Origin of the sequence: Mycolicibacter longobardus, assembly GCF_002102265.1 — a bacterium.
Classification (GTDB): Bacteria; Actinomycetota; Actinomycetes; order Mycobacteriales; family Mycobacteriaceae; genus Mycobacterium; species Mycobacterium longobardum.
Map to the genome: position 1 here is coordinate 1 of NZ_LQPG01000011.1, position 16,203 is coordinate 16,203.

Consider the following 16,203-nt stretch of genomic DNA (forward strand, 5'->3'; position numbering starts at 1 on the left):
GCAGTTTGCGTGCTGAATTCCTCAGTACACGAATGCCTTTCACTAACTTAAAGGCTGCACAGCAGGCGTTGGACGAGGGCGTGTCTCATTGACTGTGTAAGGGGTTGGGCCTGAATGGTGGTCAGGCATACTGACCGCCGGACAGGAGTGAGTGTTGTCCCGATCTGATTCACGTGACGAGGCGGCCAAGCGGCTGTCGCAAGTGTTGCCGCCGGCTGCGGTGGACGCGTTGTTGGCCGATGCAGAAGCCTCAGGCACCCCGATCGACGGCCCCGAGGGTCTGCTGGCCCAGATGACCAAGGCGGTGCTCGAACGGGCCCTTGATGTCGAGATCGCCGATCATCTCGGCTACGAACACGGCGATCCAGCCGGAAACGGGTCCGGCAATTCCCGCAACGGGCATGGCCGCAAGACCGTGCTGACCACCGCTGGCCCGGTCGAACTCGAGGTTCCCCGCGACCGCAACGGCAGCTTCACCCCGGCGATCGTGCCCAAACGCCAACGGCGCCTGGGCCAGGTCGAGGACATGATTCTGTCGCTGTACGCCCGCGGAATGAGCACCCGTGACATCACCGAGCACCTCGAGGAGGTGTACGGCGCGACGGTGTCGGCGGCCACGATCTCGCGGGTCACCGACGTCGTGCTTGAGGAGATCGCGGCCTGGCAGTCCCGACCGGTCGATCCGGTGTATCCGATCCTGTATATCGACGCGATCCGGATCAAGATCCGCGACGGCGGCGTGGTCGCCAACAAGGCCGCCCATATCGTGATCGGGGTCGATGTCGAGGGGATCAAGCAAGTCCTCGGGATCTGGATTCAGCAGACCGAAGGGGCCAAGTTCTGGCACGGGGTACTGACCGAGCTGCGCAACCGGGGCTGCCGGGATGCGCTGTTCGTCTGCTGCGACGGGCTGGCCGGCCTGCCCGAATCGATCGCCGCGGTCTGGCCGGATGCGGTCATCCAGACCTGCGTGGTGCATCTGCTGCGGGCCTCGATGCGCTACGCCTCCTACACCGACCGCCGCGCGATGGCTAAAGCGCTGCGGCCGATCTATACCGCGGCCACTGAAGAGGCCGCCAAGCTGGCCCTGGAGGATTTCCGGGCCGAATGGAAGACCAAATCTCCTGGAGCGGTGGCTGTTTGGGATCGGGCGTGGGCGGAGTTCACACCGTTTCTGGCGTTCCCGGTCGAAATCCGAAAGATCATCTACACCACCAACGCCATCGAGTCGTTGAACTACCAGCTGCGCAAAGTCACCAAAGCCCGCGGCTCATTCCCCTCCGATGCGGCCGCGATCAAACTGCTCTACCTGGCCATCCGCAACATCAACCAGAAACGAGGAAATCAAGGACAAGGAACCTACCGCTGGACCGAAGCGCTAAACACCTTCGCCATCCAGTTCCCCGACCGACTCCCGCTATAAGAACCGATCCACATGAAATGGTCCGAACTCCTTACACAGTTATCTTGACAAGCCCTCGGACGAGTGGGTTGACTATTACAACACCGCCCGCCCGCACCAAGGAATCGACATGATCACCCCGGTTGAGCGGTTCACCCCGGGCCCGGCGGGGGCACCGGCGCGGCCCAGCGCGCCGATGGTCGTCGATCGCAGCGGTGATGACTGGGTGTCACGTCGGGTCACCACCAACGGGGTCGTCAGCGTGGCCTGGCAGCAAGTCAGCGTCGGAGCCCACCACGCCGGCGCCCGCTGCGATGTCCACGTCGACGGCGACCTGCTGCGATTTTTCATCGGCGACGATCTGGTCAAGACCGCCGCGCGAACCAGCCACGGCGAGGTAAGAAACAAACGGGCCTTCCGCACCCGCGAACAGGCCCCATCATTAACCTAGGGTGTCAAGGATCAACCGAAGACGATCCGTCAAGGATCAACCGAGGTCGAACAGCCCTACCACAAAACAGCCCTACCACAAAACAGCCCCACCACAAAACACAGTTCAGAGCGGTTTGGACGAGACGTTGGCCGTCGGGTAGTTGCCAAACATGGTGCCAGCGCGTTGCCGCTTTATACCGTGCCCGCGGCCCGCTGAAACGGAACCCCGCAGGGTGCGCGGCGGCACCATCCCGACCATTGCCCTGGCCATCGGCGCGACCATGAACAGCGCGGCCATTTATCGCGCGACCCCGCAGGCCAACGCTAGTGCGATCGACGCTTGCAGTTCCAATCTGTCCAAGCGCAATTAGCCGACTCGCCAAGGAATCGCTTCGTATGCTTTCCCAATGGAGTTCGTAGTGCTTGTGCTGTTCTGGGGTGCGTTCTGGGGCGCGATCTCGGCGGTCGTCGGACAGCGCAAAAACCTGTCTGGTGAAGGCTCATTCTGGTGGGGGTTCTTCCTTGGGATCATTGGACTGGTGGTCGTCATTGCCAAACCGCCAGCACTCCCAGCGGCGCCGCCTGGCCTGTACGCGACAAAGTGCACACGTTGTAATGCCGTGCAGAACATTCCGATCCAAGCATCGACGTTCGAATGCTGGCAGTGCCATCTGACGATGACGCTACCCACACGACAGCCGCTATCACCGGCCAAACCGCGACCGTCACCGGATGGCCGCATCCATGTGACGTGCCTTCATTGCGGTGCCAAGTTGACAACGAAAGCGGAAGCAAAGCGCTTCAAGTGCGTGAAGTGCAATGAGACTTGTGCGCGCGTCACCTGTCCACAATGCGGAGCAAAGCTCACAGCAAGGGCAGGCTCAACACACTTCAAGTGCGCGAAGTGCAGTGAGCGAAGCCCGATGCCCGCCTAGCGGCGGAGCGGACCGCGCTCGCCGATCGCCTACATGGCCCCACGCGGCACCACACGCTCCAGCGACCTGCGAAAACGGCCGTCGAACACGGCTCGGCGGATGGCACCCGGTGCCTTGAGCCGAGCGCAGGCGCTCGGCTCAAGGCCTCACCCGCGCATCACACGTTAAAGAAAGCGCTGAATAGCGCTTGCCACAGCTCGGCGGTGGTGAGCATCGGAATCTCGTTGAACGTGGTCATTCCGTCGACAACCGAGGTGGCCGACGCGATTTGCTCGGCCGTCAACCCAAGGTAGGTCTGATGGAGCGCCAACCCGTACAGCAGTTCCTGCCAATTTGTGTTCCCGAACAGCAGGTCTATCCAACTTTGGCCTAGGGACGCCGCGAATGCGTCGCCTTGGATGTTGAAGACTTCGGTGGGGTAGAGGTCGGTGGGGACTGCGTCGGGGTTGGCGCCGAGCATCACGAAACGTAGAGCGTCGCTGGGGACGCCGGCTTCAGCGAGTTGCTCCTGGGCGTAGGAGGCGATGAGGCTGCTTTGTGAGTAGGTGAAGATGGTCAGCGGGTCGGTGCACACGCCGGAGGAGTCGCAGCCCATCTCGCCGGCGGCGTAGTCGGCGAGGATGGCGTCGACGAGGATGGTTTGCCCCTGCGTGACGCTGTCAAAGAAGTCCCAGCTATTCGGGATGGTCAGCGCTACCGTCGATGCGTCGGTGCCGCCGTATCCCAGCGGCTCGAGATACAGGTCGATCCCGTTGCTGATGTAGTTGGCGCTCGGTGTCGGGATGCCGGTCGGGCCCAAGACCAATGCGTCGGTTGAGCCGTAGAGGAAATCGTAATTGTTATTGGCCGCGTTGGCTCCAGCGGCCAGCGCCAGCGCGGCGCCACACAGAGCGGCGCCGACGATCACTCGCTTCATAGGTAACCCCTTGTTCGCATCGAGCACGGATGATCTCGTCCAGCGCTGTGCTGGACGGGCGATTACGTTGTTCGACATCCCCCGGGTAGATGTCGATCATGCGCTGCGAACCGGTTGCAACGACAGAATTATTACAACTGGAATCAATTGATTTCTGCGGAATCGAAATATTCGCCCCCGAAGACGATCGGCCCCCGCCGGAAAGGCGTTAAGCGTCGCCGTGCGGAGGACGCCTTGGGCGCGGTGTTCGGTGACGGCGTTGAATGCCAACCGATCTGGTGCTCCCCACGAAGCATCTGTCGACCAGAACGGTAGGCCTGGTGTTTCGTGCCGCAGCCGCGCACGCCGTTGTCCAGAATGCCCCCTGATCGCCGCGCGGACTACATCAGGCGGGCAGTGGGAGGCTGACGTCTAAGTGAAGCGTCACTCCAGTAAGTGATTTGCCATTTCAGAATTTGTGCACAAATTTGTGCACAATGGTCCATTAAAGCGCTTCCGCGGGACTCTCTGACCCGCACAACGGAGAGAGCCCCGCACGCGAGGCGTGCGGGGCGCTCACCGTGAACAGCAGACCTGCCGGCTACCGTCAGATTTCCTTTCCGGCGTTAGTGGTCGTGGTCATGATCGTGGTCGTGATCATGGTCATGATCGTGGTCACCACCGGGGTCACCACCGGGGTCACCGCCGTGGTCGTGGTCGTGGTCATGGTCGTGCGGGTGCCCGGCCCCTCCGGCACCGCCAGCGCCGCCGGTTGCGCCGTCGGCCTCGCCGCCGGCTTCGCCCGGGTCACCCAGGAGGCTCCCGGATGCTCCGCCGTTGCCACCGGCACCACCGTCGCCACCGGGCGCAAGGACCTCGCCGAATTCATCGAGGGCACCGTTGCCGCCGTTGCCACCGGCACCGCCGTCGCCACCGACGTCATGGCCGTCGGCGTTGTCGCCGCCGTTTCCACCGGCACCACCCTGGCCGCCGGCACCGTGGATGACGCTGCTGTCGGGCAGCGTGATGCTCTCGCCGGCAGAGCTGCCGCCGTTCCCACCGACGCCGCCCTGACCACCACTACCCGTGTTGCTGTCGCCACCCGCACCACCGGCGCCGCCGTTGCCGCCTAGGACGTCGGCATCGCCTCCGTTGCCGCCGGCGCCACCGGCGCCGCCTGCGACCGCGGTGCTGGTACCGCCGTTGCCGCCCGCACCACCCACGCCGCCGATGATGCCTGCGCTGCCATTGCCACCCGCTCCGCCTGCGCCGCCGATGCTCCCATTCCCGCCGTCGCCGCCCGCGCCGCCTGCAGCACCCGCGGAGATGAAGCTGTCACCGTCGACCGCGCCGGCACCGCCGTTGCCGCCTGCCCCGCCGTCACCGCCGGTCCCGAGGGTTCCGGCGTTGCCGTTCGTGCCGAATATGCTGCGTGCAGCTCCGGCTGCACCCGCAGCGCCGCCTTCGCCGCCGTTGCCGCCGTTGCCGCCCTCGGTGGCCTCGTGGACGTAGTGGTCGTGGTCGTGATCGTGCGCGAGACTGTCGGCACCGGAGCCCCCGATCCCGCCGTCACCACCGTCACCACCGGCACCCGCGTTGCCACCGTTGCCGGTGATCCATCCGCCGCTGCCGCCGGCGCCACCGGCACCGCCGGCTCCGCCGTGACCACCGGCGCCGCCAACCTGGTCCAGCTGGGCGGCGGTGCCCGCGCTGCCGTTTCCTCCCGCACCGCCAGCACCACCGTTACCGCCACTGCCGAAGAGGAAGGCGCTGCCCGCCGCGCCACCAGCAGCACCGGCGCTGCCGTTGAGCCCGTCGGCGAGGATCCCACTCCAGCCGGAACCACCGGCGCCGCCGTCGCCGCCGTCGCCGAACAACCAGCCACCGGAACCACCGGCACCACCGGCCGTGGCCTCGATCAGGGTGTCGCCGCCGTAGTAGCCGGCGTCCAACCCGGCGCCGCCGGCGCCGCCGTTGCCGATCAGTCCGGCGTTGCCGCCCGCCCCGGCAGCGATGACCAGGTTGTCCACGAAGGCGGCGTCGCTGCCGGCGCCACCGTTGCCATAGAGGAGCCCGCCGTCTCCGAGATCGCCGATACCGGGCAGCCAGCCGAATAGCGAGGTGTTGTCGCCGGTAAAGCCGTCGATTCCGTCACCGACCAATAACCGACCGAAAAGAACCTCATAGAGTCCGAAACCGTTGATCAGGTCAAGGAAGAAGTCATCCGAGCCCGCATCGGCGGGGCCCACCGCATCGACGGATACCGCGCTGACGTCCAGAAAATCGACCAGCCAGTCGAAATCGGCGTGCGCTTTCGGTGCCGTTGCCATCGTCCCCAGGCCGAACGCCAAGAATGCACTGACTGCGCTGGTGGCGCCGATTGCACGACGACGCTCTCGGACGCGACTCCGCGCTTCATAGCGACCGTTCATATGTACTCCTCCGTAGTGTTGTGTGGCCCGTTGAACCTGTTAGAGCTGCATAGATGCATCCGCATATGCGCCTTTTTGCATATATGACTATTCGCATATACGCCCTTCTGCATATGCGATACCCCTCATATGTTCCCTTTCGAATATCTATCGTTCCGCATATTTACCCCTCCGCATATATGCCCTTCTCCATATATGTAGTTCCGCATATATATGCTTCAGCATGAGCTAATGCAGCCGTAACGTTGGTCAATATAGTCACAGATTTATGGCCTGGACAAGGAGGCGGGAAAGGGCCGTCAAGCGATACGCGACAGCCTTACTTGGGATTTACCATTGACGCTGCTAGAGGTATGTATTGTTGATATGCAATATGTCTGCTGCGCAATATGTGAAACGTGATCGGAACTGCCGTTGGTTCCAGATTCGGTCGCCAAACGGGGGTAGCCATGGGAGGCCGGGCGCGCCTGCGGTGACTCAGCGTCTGTTAGGTCGATCAGTCGGTGTCGCGATCAAGGCGACCATGCAGTGGTCGGGATGAGACCCGGTTCAGCTATGACTCAAGCGCCGAGCACCGCGACGTCGTACTCGGACAACTGCCCGTCGGCGGTGATGATGGTCAGATCGAGGAGTTGCGCCTGCGCGATCAAGACGCGGTCGAACGGATCTCGATGATGATCGGGAAGCTCGGCCGTCCGCAACGTGTGGGCATGGTCGACCGGCAGCGGGGAAGTTCCCGAGCGGCGCATGCGGTCGGGCACATAGACGGTCGGTGGCTCGGGCAGCGGGAGCTTTCCGAGCCGGTACTTGATCGCGATCTCCCAGGCGCTGGCGGCCGAGAGCAGCAGGGTGTTGCGGACATCGTGGACGAGTGCCCGGGTTTCATCGCCAAGCCGGCCGGGGTCGGTCTGCATCCACAGCCAGACGTGGGTATCGACCAGGTAGCGACTCACCGGTAGAAGTCTTCGAGTACGTCATCGGGCAGCGGTGCGTCGAAATCATCGGGCACCGCGAACACGCCCTCATCGATACCCAACTGCCGTGTCTCGCGAGGGCGGATCGGCACCAGCTTCGCCACGGGGTCGCCGCCGCGGGCGATCTCGATCTCCTGCCCGCTGTCGATGAGCCGCAGCAGCTCCGACAAGCGTGTTTTCGCTTCGTGGACTCCCACTCGCAGCACGGTGGACTTAGTCATTAGCTTAGTTTAGTCGCGCGAGCTCAGCAGCGATAGGAGTCGATACTGCAGCGGCTGTCCGAGCGCGCAAGGTACACCGCTGATTGCGCCATTGACAAATGGCACAATCGATGGTGTCCTCACTGTCGTGACAGAAGCCGATGGCTCAGAACTTCCGGCTGTACCCACCCGCGCAACGTCGCGTGCGGTGGTCTCGGCCACCGCAACCCGCTGGACGTTGCGCCACCTCAACAACGTCATTCCGATGAATCGACCCGGTGTCTGGTTCGCGCGCGGATTGATCGCCACCATCATGGGCACGCTCGGGTCGATGCCGGACGGGACCAGGATCCTTCCGGTCCGCGGCCCAGGAGTACGGGGTGAATGGGTGCTCGGGCCCGGCGTCGAGTTCGGCCGGCGGGCCGGCTACTACGTGCACGGAAGCGCCTACGTGATCTGCTCGGCGCGCACTCACCGCAAGCTGGTCGCCAGGCTGTCGCAGGCCACCGGCCTGCCGATGTTCGTGGTCGACTACCGGTTGGCGCCCGAGCACCGGTTCCCCACAGCGGCCGACGATGTTGAAGCCGGCTACCGATGGCTGTTGGGCCAGGGGTATCTGGCATCGGACATCGTGATCGGGGCGGACTCCGCCGGGGGCCATCTGACCTGCGACATGCTGCTCGCGCATGCCGGTGAACCGGAGTTTCAGCCTGCCGGTGTGGTGCTGTTCTCGCCGCTGATCGACCTCACGCTGGGGCTGGCCGAACAGCAGGAAGCCGTGCGGCTGGACCCCGCGATATCGGCGGCCGCTGCGCGCGGCCTGGTGGCGCTCTACGTTGCAGGACAGGATCCCGACAACGTGCGTCTTCGGCTCGACTTCAGCCGCGCGGATCGGCTACCGCCGGTGCTCACCCAGGTCGGCGGTTTCGAGATGCTCAGCGCCGACGCGCGATACCTGGACGCCGAGATCCGCCGGGCCGGCGGCGTCAGCACCCTGGAGGTGTGGCCGGGCATGGTCCACGTCTTCCAGGCCCTGCCGCGGCTGGCCCCGGAGTCCAAATCCGCACTGCGCCGCGTGGCGGCCTTCATCGCCGAGGTCTACAGCGACCAGCGATCTGACGAAATCGGAGCGACCTGCTGATGTTCGGAATCGACACGGTGTTCGACACGGTGCTCAGCATCTTTCGCGGCCCGCCCCGCACGGCCAACGCCAAGGCCGTGGTCACCGGCGCCGGCAGTGGCATCGGACGTTCATTCGCCCTGGAACTGGCCCGCCGCGGCGGCGACATCATCTGCGCGGACATCGACGCCGAACGGGCCGCCGAGACGGTCGCCCTGATCGAGCAGCTGCCCACCGGCACCGGGCATGCCGTGCAGTGCGACGTGTCGGACCGCAGCGCGATCGAACTTCTGGCCAAGCAGGCCCAGGAGATCTTCGGCGGCGCGCCCACCCTGGTGATCAACAACGCCGGCGTCGGCATCGGCGGCAAACCCGTCGGCGACATCGGTTTCGAGGACTGGGACTGGGCGCTCGGGATCAACCTGTGGGGCGTGGTGTACGGCTGCGAGATCTTCACGCCGCTGCTGCGGGAAGCCGGTCGCGGCGGGATCATCAACGTGGCCTCGGCGGCCGGATTCGCCGCCGCGCCGTCAATGGCGGCCTACAACGTGTCGAAGGCCGGCGTGATGTCGCTGTCGGAGACCCTGGCCGCCGAACTGGACGGCACCGACGTTGCCGTCACCGTCCTGTGCCCGACGTTCGTGAAGACCAATGTCTTCACCGACGGCCGGATCACCCCCAGCTCGATGAGCCTCAGCCAGCAGCTGGCCCGCTGGACCGGATTGTCTGCCGACAACGTTGCGGCGCGAACCTTGGACGCGCACGACGCCGGCCAGCTGTACGTGGTGCCGCAGCTTGACGCCACCGTCATCTGGCACCTGAAGAGACATTTCCCCGCGCTCTACGCCCGCGGTGCCGGGCTGCTGGGCCGCGTCCTTCCCAAGAACTGACCTCCCACCGACCGCCTCATGAAAGGACACCGCTGATCATGGCGATGGATCTGGACGAAATGCTGCAGAAGATCAAGGACAGGCAATGGGCCTTGGTCGACATCGACTGGGATGCGCCGGGCGCCGAGCTGATCGAGCCGGAGCTGTGGGCCAAGCTCAAGCCGTTCATGACCGACCTGATGTGGATCGAGAATGTCGGCGCCCGCGGATTTGCCGCGCTGGCCAAGAAGGCCCCGACCCCGACGCTGAAGAGCATCTACGAGCACTTCCACGCCGAGGAGCAGAAGCACGCGAACGCCGAGCTGGCGTTGATGCGCCGCTGGGGCATGCTCGACGGCGACGAGATTCCGGCCCCGAGTGTCAACGTGCAGTTGGTGATCACCTGGCTGGACAAGTTCTCCGACGGCATGTCGCTGTCGATCCTGGGCACCGTCATCCCGATGCTGGAAGTGGCGCTGGACGGCGCACTGATCAAGTTCATCACCGACGAGGTCAAAGACCCGGTGGCGCAGGAGGTGTTCAAGCGGATCAACTCCGATGAATCCCGGCACCTGGCGGTCGACTTCGAGGTGATGGACATTCTGGGCCACGCCGACATGCGAAAGCTGCTCGTCGAGTTGGTCGGCAGCTGGATGAACCCCGCACTGCTGATCGGGACGCTGAGCTACTTCCCGCTGCTGAACAAGATGCGCGACAACATCGTGGCGATGGGCGTCAACGAAGAACGCCTCTACCAGGCCATGCGGCGTTTCCAGAACGTCGGGGAACGAAGCGCTTTCGCCCGCCGGGTGCCGATGTACCGGTTCGTCTCCTGGCACGCCAAGAAGGTGATCGACCGCAGTTCCAAGTACCACTGGCTGGCCGACTCGCTGGTGAAGGTCACCGGCGTCATCCCGATGCCGTTGGTGCGGTACACGCCGACCTGGTCGGACGAACTGACCTACGAGCCGGTCGCATAGGGGACTGCATCAATGACCATCTCAGTAGCCATCATCGGCGCCGGCTTCGCCGGAATCGGTGCCGCCATCCGTCTCAAAGACGAGGGCATCACCGATTTCGTGATCTTCGAACGCGATTCGCGTGTCGGCGGCACTTGGCGCGACAACACCTATCCCGGTGCCGCGTGCGACATTCCGTCGCGGCTGTACTCATACAGCTTCGCGCCGAATCCGGAGTGGTCGCACACCTACTCGGGCAGCGACGAGATCCTGTCCTACATCGACCACATGGTCGACTCGTCGGGCATCGCGCCGCACATCCGGTTCGACCACACGGTCACCGGCATCGCCTACGACGCGGAGGCCGGCGAGTGGACCGTGGACCTGGAGGGCCGGGACCCGGTGCGGGCCCGCACCGTGATCGTCGCCTCCGGGCCGCTGGCCAACGCCAGCTTCCCCGAGATCCCCGGGATCGACAGCTACCAGGGGCACAAGATCCACAGCGCGCGTTGGGATCACGACTACGACTTCACCGGCAAGCGGGTCGCGGTGATCGGAACCGGCGCCAGCGGGGTGCAGATCATCCCGGAACTGGTCAAGACCGCCGAGTCGGTCAAGGTCTTCCAGCGCACACCCGGGTGGGTGCTGCCGCGGATCAATCGGTCGACCAGCGGCTGGCTGAAGCGGCTCTACCGGGAACTTCCCGTGGCCCAAAGCCTGACGCGGGCGGCGTGGTTCTGGGGTCACGAGTCGGTGGCCGTCGGCGTGGTGTGGGACACCCCGTTCACGCGGCTCGTCGAAGCGGTGAGCCTCGCGAATCTGCGCATGCAGGTGAAGGATCCGTGGCTGCGCCGCCAGCTCAAACCCGACTTCTCGGCTGGGTGCAAGCGGCTGCTGATGTCCAGCGACTACTACCCGGCGCTGCAGGCCGACAACTGCAAATTGGTGACCTGGCCGATCGCCCGGATTTCGCCGAAGGGGATCCGCACCGTCGAGGGCATCGAGCACCAATTCGACGCCATCGTGTTCGCGACCGGTTTCGACGTGTCCAAGGCCGGGACCCCGTTCCCGGTCTCCGGTCTCGACGGCAGGGACCTGGCGTCCGAATGGAGCCGCGGCGCCTACGCCTATCGCAGCGTTGCGGTGTCGGGATATCCCAACCTGTACTTCACGTTCGGCCCGAATTCTGGACCCGGGCACAGCTCGGCGCTGGTCTACATGGAGGCGCAGATCGACTACATCGTCGACGCGATCGGGGCCCTGCTCCGGTACGGCTGGAAGTCGCTCGACGTGCGGCCCGAGGTCCAACAGGACTACAACGAGGACATCCAGCGCCGGCTGAAATCCACCACCTGGAATTCCGGCTGCCAGAGCTGGTACCTGACCGAGGACGGGTTCAACCCCACCATGTTCCCGGGGTTCGCCACTCAATACGTCAACCAGCTCAAGAAGCTGGACCTGCGCGACTACAAGATCACCGCCCCGCAGGTCAGCGATGAACCGGTGCTGACCGCATAGGCTGCCACGATGACCGAGTACCGGATCGACGACCTCGCGCGGGAGGCGGGGACGACCACGCGCAACGTGCGGGTCTACCAGGAGAGCGGTCTGCTGCCCCGGCCCCAGCGCCGGGGCCGGGTCGCGATCTACACCGACCGGCATCTCAAGCAACTGGAGGCGATCATCCGGCTGCTCAGCGAGGGTTTCACGGTCAAGCACATCCTGAAGTTCCTGACCGGGCTGCAGCGCGGCGAGGATCTGGTCGAGGTGCTCAATCTGGCCGATCTGGGTGAGCTGGTGACCGCGCCGTGGTCACGTCCGGTGTCGCAGACCATGACGCGCGAACAGTTGGAGACCCGGCTGGGACGGCTGGACGCGCCGATGCTGCGTCGACTGACCGACGGCGGCGTGATCGAGCCGACCGACGCCGAGAACGTCTATCGGGTGGCTGATCTTCGTCAGGTCGATGACTTCGCCACGCTGGTTTCGCGCGGTATGCCGCTGACGGCGATACTGCAGGCCACCACCGCCGTCGACAAGAAGCTCGACGAAGCGGCCAGTGTCCTGACCGGCAGCGGATATTCGGAGGTTGTGCGCCAGCGAGGACCCGGCTGGTTGCCGAGCAACGAGACCGAACTCGCCTGGGCGGCCGACCTGGTGGACGCCATGCGCCGCGTGGCGAGGCGATCCGCGCACGCGAGTTTGGACCGGGCCTTCGATGCGGCCGTTCGCGCCGAGCTGCGGCGCTACCGGCAGGAGGGCCAGGAGGGTGAAGAGCACGACGTTCGCCTGGAGGGCAACGCCTGACTCCTTGTCACGTTCTCACCGGTCCATCCGTCACACAATTGACGGAGAGCGACCCGAGGGATGTGACCGGTGGACGACGCGGACTGGCTGGCGAAGCGGTTCGAAGACAAACGCGCCCATCTGCGTGGGGTCGCCTACCGGATGCTGGGGTCACTCGCCGAAGCCGACGACGCGGTGCAGGAGGCGTGGCTGCGGCTGACCCGCACCGACGTCGAGCAGGTCGACAATCTGGCCGGATGGTTGACGACGGTGGTGGCGCGGGTATCCCTGGACATGCTTCGGGTTCGCCATTCGCGGCGTGAGGATCCTCTCGACGCCCGGCTGCCGGACCTGATCCTGGCTTGCGACGATCCCGCTCCCGAAGACGAAGCGGTGCTGGCCGACTCGCTCGGCCTGGCTTTGCTGGTGGTGCTCGACACCCTCACCCCGGCCGAGCGGGTCGCGTTCGTGCTGCACGACACCTTCGGCGTCCCGTTCGAGGAGATCGCGCCCATCGTGGACCGCTCACCGGTCGCCACCCGGCAGTTGGCCAGCCGCGCCCGCCGTCGAGTCCGGGGCGTTCCGGTACCCGACGCGGATCTCGCCCGCCAGCGACAGATCGTCGACGCATTCCTGGCCGCGGCCCGAGGCGGTGACTTTGACGCCCTGGTGGCCACCCTGGATCCCGATGTTCTGGTGCGCGCCGACACCGGAGCGCCACAGCCGCAGGAACTGCGCGGCGCGCACTCCGCCGCCGAGCATGCGCTGCTGTTCGCGCGCCATGCCGAATCCGTTCGGCCGGTCCTGGTCAATGGTGTGGCCGGCGTCGTCGCGCTCGCAGATGGGCGACCGATGTCGGTCATGGGATTCACCGTCGTCGCCGACAAGATCGTCGAAATCGACATCCTCACCGCTGCCGAACGTCTCCGGGAACTCGACATCTGACGTCGTCGGAAACCCGGACTAGACTGTTGATTCCATGGCCCTCCGGCGCGCGGTGCTCGTCATCGCCGACATCGGCGGCTACACCGCCTACATGAACTGGAACCGGACCCATCTGGTGCATGCTCAGATGGCGGTGGCCACGCTGCTCGAATCGGTGATCGACGCCGCCAAGGGCATGAAGCTGGCGAAGCTGGAGGGCGACGCGGCCTTCTTCTGGGCGCCCGACGGTGATGCCCGAAGCCTGGTCAGTGAGCGGCTGACCCGAATGCATCAGGCGTTTGTCGATCGCCGAGCCCGGGTCGAGAACGGCCGCAGCTGTCGGTGCGAGGCTTGCGAGCAGCTGATGAACCTGTCCCTGAAGTTCGTCGCGCATCAGGGCGAGGTGGCCGAGCACAAGGTCAAGCGCCACACCGAACTCGCCGGAGTCGACGTCATCCTGGTGCACCGGATGCTGAAGAACCAGGTGCCGGTACCGGAATACGTGTTGATGACCGAAGCCATCGCGCAGTGCCTCGACGAACCGATCCGCCGAATCTGCACGCCGCTGGTGCACGACTTCGAGGGTCTGGGTGAAACGCCCACGTACTACCTGGATCTGGCGAACTCGGCGGTGCAGCCGTCCGAAGTCGCCATGGGCTTGGGCGACCGCCTGAAATTCCTCCTCAGCGCGCTGCCGTTCGTCTTCGGCGCCAAGGAACCCTGCGAGGGATTCCGCGGCCTGGGCCGCGGTGCCCGGAGCCCTCGGTGGGCTGAGTTTCCGGCACGTTAGGCCTGGCTGTAAGCCGGACCGAGAAACCGCTCCACCATGCTGCGCTGGGCAGCGGGATCACTGAGCGGCCAACACCACAGCGCCAGGAACACGCGTATCAGCCACTGGCCGGCCAACGGATCGTCGTTGTCGTAGCCCAGCATCTCGGCGGCGAACCGGATGACTGTTGGAGAGCTGGTGATCCATTCGCTGACCGGGCCGGTGTGCTTCGGGCGCATGAACTGCGCCAGCGGGTCGGACTGCAGGCGCCGCAGCGCGACCAGGGTTGCGGTGACCACCCGGTCCGGGCCGTCGAGGTCTTCAATGGCTTCGCGTGCCGACTCCACGATGCGTTCGGCGTGTATCGCCACCACAGCGTCGCGGATGGCCGCCTTGCCACCGGCATGCCGGTAGATGGTCGCCGGCGAACAGTGCACCGCGGCCGCCAGGTCCTCGATCGTGAAGGACTCATACCCGCGACGAGCGATGAGACCAGCCGCCGCGGCGTGGTATCCGTTCGGCGGCTGCGCTGCGACGATCCTGTCCCACCAGCCAATCGGTGCGTGCCATCCGTTTCCCCAATCCGAGTAGGCGAAAGCAGTCATCCAGTTTCTCTCAGTGTGAGAATTTTTGCCACAATTTCTCACCCTGATGTGCTGGTGGTTCCCGGTGGCCCGGTCTGGCGGCCACGCGTCGAGCCTCAATGTGTCCGTCAACTTCGTCTTGGCCCGTTGACGGTTCGTTGCGAGCGCCGTCAGCCTGACCTCATGACGGTCGACCCGGTCCGGTTCTTCGGCGCGGACACGATTCAAGATCCGTATCCGCTGTATGACCGGCTACGTGCCGAGGCGCCGGTGCATCAGGTGGGGGATTCGGTCTTCTACGTCGTGTGTGCTTGGGACGCCTTGCTCGAAGCCGTCGAACGTGTCGATGACTTTTCGTCGAACCTCACCGCGACCATGGTCTACCACCCCGACGGCACTGTCACCCCGTTCGACATGGGGCCGCCCGGTGGCCCGGTTCATACCCTTGCCACCGCGGACGACCCGGTGCATGCCCAGCACCGCAAGATCTTGCTGCCGCACTTGTCAGCCAAGCGGGTTCGTACCATCGAAGAGTTCGCGGTAGGCACGGCGGATCGTTTGTGGGCGGAGAACCTACGCGATGGCCACATCGAATGGCTGGGTGCGGTGGCCAACCGGTTGCCCATGATGGTGGTCGCCCGGTTGTTGGGGTTGCCCGACGACGACGTCGACAAGCTCATCCGGCTCGGCTACGCCACGACCACGCTGCTGGACGGCATCGTCACCGCCGAACAGCTCGAAGCGGCCGGCGTGTCGGCGATCGAGCTGTCCGGCTATGTTCTGGAGCACTTCGAAAATGCTGATACCGCAACGGAGTCTGGTCTGATTGCCGACCTGGCCGCCCGCTGCGCCTCGGGGGAGTTGGATCAGTTGCCGGCGTTGGCGATAATGCTGACGCTGTTCAGTGCGGCCGGCGAGTCCACGGCGTCACTGCTGGGTAGTGCGGCGTGGATCCTCGTTGACCGTCCCGACGTTCAACGCCGACTACGTGAGAACCCGGGACTGTTGTCCGCGTTCATCGAAGAGACCCTGCGTCTCGAATCCCCGTTCCGCGGCCACTATCGGCATGTGTGGCGCGACACCACGCTGGCCGGAGTCGACGTCCCCGCCAACTCGCGACTGCTGCTGTTATGGGGCGCAGCCAACCGCGACCCACAGCAGTTCGCCGTACCCAACGAGTTTCACCTCGACCGCGACAGCGCCAAGAATCATGTGTCGTTCGGCAAAGGTGTGCACTTCTGTGTCGGAGCGGCGCTGGCCCGACTGGAAGCCCAGGTCGTGTTGCGGATGTTGTTGGATCGCACCAGCTGGATCGAGGCCGACGACGTCGGCGAGTGGTTGCCCAGCATCCTGGTCCGCCGTCGCTGCAGCCTGCGGCTCGCCGTCAGTTGACGCGGGCCCCTTCGTGATAGGCGACCAGCG

The 16,203-nt window shown here is 65.0% G+C and carries 13 protein-coding genes and 2 pseudogenes; 10 read left to right on the plus strand and 5 right to left on the minus strand.

Annotation, left to right across the window (positions count from 1 at the left end; genetic code table 11):
- The first annotated feature begins 193 nt into the window (after positions 1–193).
- Both AWC16_RS06135 and AWC16_RS06140 read left to right on the plus strand, forming a co-directional pair.
- Positions 194–1,423: an IS256 family transposase gene (locus tag AWC16_RS06135; RefSeq protein ID WP_085264103.1), complete on the plus strand. Its 1,230-nt coding sequence runs from the start codon at positions 194–196 to the stop codon at positions 1,421–1,423.
- Positions 1,424–1,481: 58 nt separating this feature from the next.
- Positions 1,482–1,853: pseudogene (locus tag AWC16_RS06140) on the plus strand (integrase core domain-containing protein); the annotation flags it as partial.
- 1,073 nt (positions 1,854–2,926) lie between these two features.
- Here AWC16_RS06140 and AWC16_RS06145 read toward each other — a convergent pair.
- The 4 genes from AWC16_RS06145 to AWC16_RS06165 all read right to left on the minus strand — a co-directional run bounded on the left by AWC16_RS06145 (position 2,927) and on the right by AWC16_RS06165 (position 7,291).
- A complete protein-coding gene (locus AWC16_RS06145) occupies positions 2,927–3,685 on the minus strand; it encodes a PE-PPE domain-containing protein (RefSeq protein WP_085263917.1) in 759 nt (252 codons plus the stop codon).
- A 605-nt stretch (positions 3,686–4,290) separates the two neighbouring features.
- Entirely contained in the window at positions 4,291–5,994 is a 1,704-nt protein-coding gene (locus AWC16_RS25510; RefSeq protein ID WP_165759172.1) for a hypothetical protein, read from the minus strand.
- Between the two features lie 662 nt (positions 5,995–6,656).
- Positions 6,657–7,049: a type II toxin-antitoxin system VapC family toxin gene (locus AWC16_RS06160; protein WP_085263918.1), complete on the minus strand. Its 393-nt coding sequence runs from the start codon at positions 7,047–7,049 to the stop codon at positions 6,657–6,659.
- Positions 7,046–7,291: a type II toxin-antitoxin system Phd/YefM family antitoxin gene (locus AWC16_RS06165; protein WP_085263919.1), complete on the minus strand. Its 246-nt coding sequence runs from the start codon at positions 7,289–7,291 to the stop codon at positions 7,046–7,048. The genes AWC16_RS06160 and AWC16_RS06165 overlap by 4 nt, the downstream gene beginning before the upstream one ends.
- A gap of 127 nt (positions 7,292–7,418) precedes the next feature.
- On the opposite strand from AWC16_RS06165, the gene AWC16_RS06170 reads away from it, so the two are divergent.
- From AWC16_RS06170 to AWC16_RS06200, 7 genes are all read left to right on the plus strand, one after another.
- Entirely contained in the window at positions 7,419–8,411 is a 993-nt protein-coding gene (locus AWC16_RS06170; protein ID WP_085263920.1) for an alpha/beta hydrolase, read from the plus strand.
- Entirely contained in the window at positions 8,411–9,280 is an 870-nt protein-coding gene (locus AWC16_RS06175) for an SDR family NAD(P)-dependent oxidoreductase (protein ID WP_085263921.1), read from the plus strand. The genes AWC16_RS06170 and AWC16_RS06175 overlap by 1 nt, the downstream gene beginning before the upstream one ends.
- Positions 9,281–9,318: 38 nt before the next feature.
- Positions 9,319–10,239, plus strand: coding sequence for a reductase (locus tag AWC16_RS06180; RefSeq protein WP_085263922.1), 921 nt, complete (start codon positions 9,319–9,321; stop codon positions 10,237–10,239).
- A 12-nt stretch (positions 10,240–10,251) separates the two neighbouring features.
- Positions 10,252–11,736 carry a flavin-containing monooxygenase gene (locus AWC16_RS06185; protein ID WP_085263923.1) on the plus strand — a complete coding sequence of 495 codons (1,485 nt, stop codon included), beginning with the start codon at positions 10,252–10,254 and terminating at the stop codon, positions 11,734–11,736.
- A gap of 9 nt (positions 11,737–11,745) precedes the next feature.
- Positions 11,746–12,525, plus strand: a complete 780-nt coding sequence (locus AWC16_RS06190) for a MerR family transcriptional regulator (RefSeq protein WP_085263924.1) — start codon at positions 11,746–11,748, stop codon at positions 12,523–12,525.
- Between the two features lie 69 nt (positions 12,526–12,594).
- On the plus strand, positions 12,595–13,449 hold the full coding sequence (locus AWC16_RS06195; protein ID WP_085263925.1) for a sigma-70 family RNA polymerase sigma factor: 855 nt from the start codon (positions 12,595–12,597) through the stop codon (positions 13,447–13,449).
- A gap of 34 nt (positions 13,450–13,483) precedes the next feature.
- Positions 13,484–14,218, plus strand: a complete 735-nt coding sequence (locus AWC16_RS06200) for a DUF2652 domain-containing protein (RefSeq protein WP_085263926.1) — start codon at positions 13,484–13,486, stop codon at positions 14,216–14,218.
- Here the strand turns inward: AWC16_RS06200 and AWC16_RS06205 are convergent.
- A pseudogene (locus tag AWC16_RS06205) lies at positions 14,215–14,767 on the minus strand (TetR/AcrR family transcriptional regulator). The gene AWC16_RS06200 and the pseudogene AWC16_RS06205 overlap by 4 nt on opposite strands.
- 197 nt (positions 14,768–14,964) lie before the next feature.
- On the opposite strand from AWC16_RS06205, the gene AWC16_RS06210 reads away from it, so the two are divergent.
- Positions 14,965–16,173, plus strand: coding sequence for a cytochrome P450 (locus tag AWC16_RS06210; RefSeq protein WP_085263927.1), 1,209 nt, complete (start codon positions 14,965–14,967; stop codon positions 16,171–16,173).
- Positions 16,174–16,203: the final 30 nt, after the last annotated feature.